The sequence below is a fragment of the Methanoculleus sp. UBA291 genome, from assembly GCF_002499755.1.
In the GTDB taxonomy this organism is placed as follows: Archaea; Halobacteriota; Methanomicrobia; order Methanomicrobiales; family Methanoculleaceae; genus Methanoculleus; species Methanoculleus palmolei.
Window position 1 is genome coordinate 1 of record NZ_DANC01000022.1, and the last position, 2,256, is coordinate 2,256.

Consider the following 2,256-nt stretch of genomic DNA (forward strand, 5'->3'; position numbering starts at 1 on the left):
CGCGGCGTTTGTGTTTGGGATGAGCGGGAACATGGGTACGACGAAGACGGTTGCGGCTACTGCACAACAGCAGGGCGCCGATCAGATTATCATCACCTATCAGGGCGGAGCAGATGCAGCAAGCGTTCAGTGGTTGAATGTAACCGCCCCGAATGGAACCGGATATTGGACTCACAAAGATGAGACCAAGTTTGTACTCACCGACACAAATGAGGCAACAAAAAATCTCTCTGTCGGTGCAGCTCTGGTTCTGAACAATGCTGATGATGACTGGTCGGGAAGAGACCACGTCGTTGTGACGGCCCACTTCACCGACGGTGCGGACCAAGTCATCCTGGATACCTATGTCTAACCCTTTTTTTTACGGATCGTGTTCACGCAATTCTCGGCCGTTGTCTTGATGGCTGCCATTTTCCGGCATTGTCACCCCACTTGTATAAGCACCACAGAGCCCTTTCACGACAAACTGTATCAGCACGAAGACGGAGCGAAACAAAGACGATATTGATGTCATCAACTACAGCGGCCATGACAATCGTGGACACAACATTCAGTAGTGTATCAACGTGCAACTGATAACTGATTTCAGAGAATCCTGACCAAATTGCATTGAGCAGCAACTCACGTTCATAGCAAAAAAATCACACAGCAAGAGGGGTTACATTACCAGTTGTTTCGTGGAGCACTACCCAACATTCTAACGCTTCTTTTCCCCATATGATCTGGAGACACTATGAACACCTTCGTACGCACCGTAAGCTTCCTCGCCGCCTGCTTCTTCACTCCCCTCACCGTCTTCATGATCGGAGACAGGATGGGTGCAGGCTTCCGCTTCTCTCTGTTCTTGTACCAGGACACCACCTACGGCGTCTCCCTGATCCCGGTCTGGCGGGAGATCTCCTACGTCACCTCCGGTATTATTACCGGCCGTAGCGCCCTCTCCATTATCCTCTGGCTCTGCGGCACCTTTCTCCTGATAGCCGCAATCATCTACTTTGCCGCCAAGCGGCAGGAGGACTATGAGTCGTTCAGAAAACCCCTCGCCCTCCTTGTGGGAGGAGCAGGGGGCGCCTACCTCCTCTCCTGCATTCTCCAGTACGGTCCTACCCTCCACGGGCCGGCGGGGCTCTCCGTCCCGGTCGGCGTGCCGCTCATCCTTGCCGTCGCGTGGTACATCCTGAGGGCAGAGGACGACGAGGATGAATACAACGAGGAGGACGACTGCGGGGAAGAGGCGGGAGAGGAGGAGTGACGCGATGGCCCGGCAACCGGTTGCCGGTCCTTCTCCTGCTCAAAGGGCAGCCGGGACCGGGCTATCGCAGGTTCGTCGGTCTGCAATCATGGAACCGAGCCGGGACATCTTGCAGCTGGATCCGATTCCTCACCATACCCCGCTGACTTCACCTGTCGATCCACGGTGTGTTCTCCTCCTCTTCACAACCCTGACGGTCGCCCTGGATCAACTTGATTGCAGTTGTTATGCTGCTCGACACCATCCTGAATAGTACGTGGGAGCCAATACCGCTGGAAGCGGTCCAAAAAGTGTATAAGAAGGCATGATTACCCGGCCAGGGGCATACCAGGTGCGCTGTATGCGCCCCCTCATCTATACTTCGTGCCAACTACCGGGACTCATACCAGCCGGTGCTGTGCGCTCTACCGTGCATGGAACGGCATCCAAGGGCTTCATCTCGACAAAGAACCTCTGGTTTTGACCGATGAGCAGATCTCCCGGAAGCGTGGGGTCATCGGCTTGAAATAACGGGATCTGCATCTGCCAGAAAACCGGCATCCCTGTTCCTCCGCCACCGCCTATCGGGCGCCACCGGGCCGTTCCCGTGTAGGTCTGCATGGACTCCGCGGTCGATACGGTTACGACAAACCGCTCCGCATCAATATCAGTGCCATCCTGAGGAACCTTCACCATAACGACGATATACTGTACATGCTGACCGTCGGCACTTGCCTGGATCATAACCGGCTCAACGACCTGGACAACGGAACCGACTTGCTGCACCGCGGAGTAAATAGTCTGTTCCGTTTTCTGCGTCGTGAAGAAACCGGTGCCGAGCGCTACATACGCAAAGACCGAGGCTACGACGATGAAGGCAATGAAAACCATTGCTGCCTCCAGGCCAGTGAACGCCCTATCGTCAGGTGCAAATGGTTTCATTCCCTCCCCCGTTCGCCGGAAAATCAGTACCGACCCCCCGATCTCCTGTAGTTACTGGATCGATGGACGATTATTTGAACGTA

Annotated in this window: 3 protein-coding genes; 2 read left to right on the forward strand and 1 reads right to left on the reverse strand. The window is 55.0% G+C overall.

The window, feature by feature from the left end:
* A partial coding sequence (locus BP737_RS05410; protein WP_342685988.1) for a hypothetical protein occupies window positions 1–352 on the forward strand: 352 nt, incomplete at its 5' end.
* Between the two features lie 381 nt (window positions 353–733).
* Complete coding sequence (locus BP737_RS05415; protein WP_342685989.1) at window positions 734–1,252, forward strand: hypothetical protein; 519 nt, start codon at window positions 734–736, stop codon at window positions 1,250–1,252.
* Between the two features lie 354 nt (window positions 1,253–1,606).
* Here BP737_RS05415 and BP737_RS05420 read toward each other — a convergent pair whose 3' ends face one another.
* The gene (locus BP737_RS05420; RefSeq protein ID WP_342685990.1) at window positions 1,607–2,173 is read right to left on the reverse strand and encodes an archaellin/type IV pilin N-terminal domain-containing protein; all 567 of its coding nucleotides are present in this window, start codon (window positions 2,171–2,173) and stop codon (window positions 1,607–1,609) included.
* Between the last annotated feature and the right edge of the window lie 83 nt (window positions 2,174–2,256).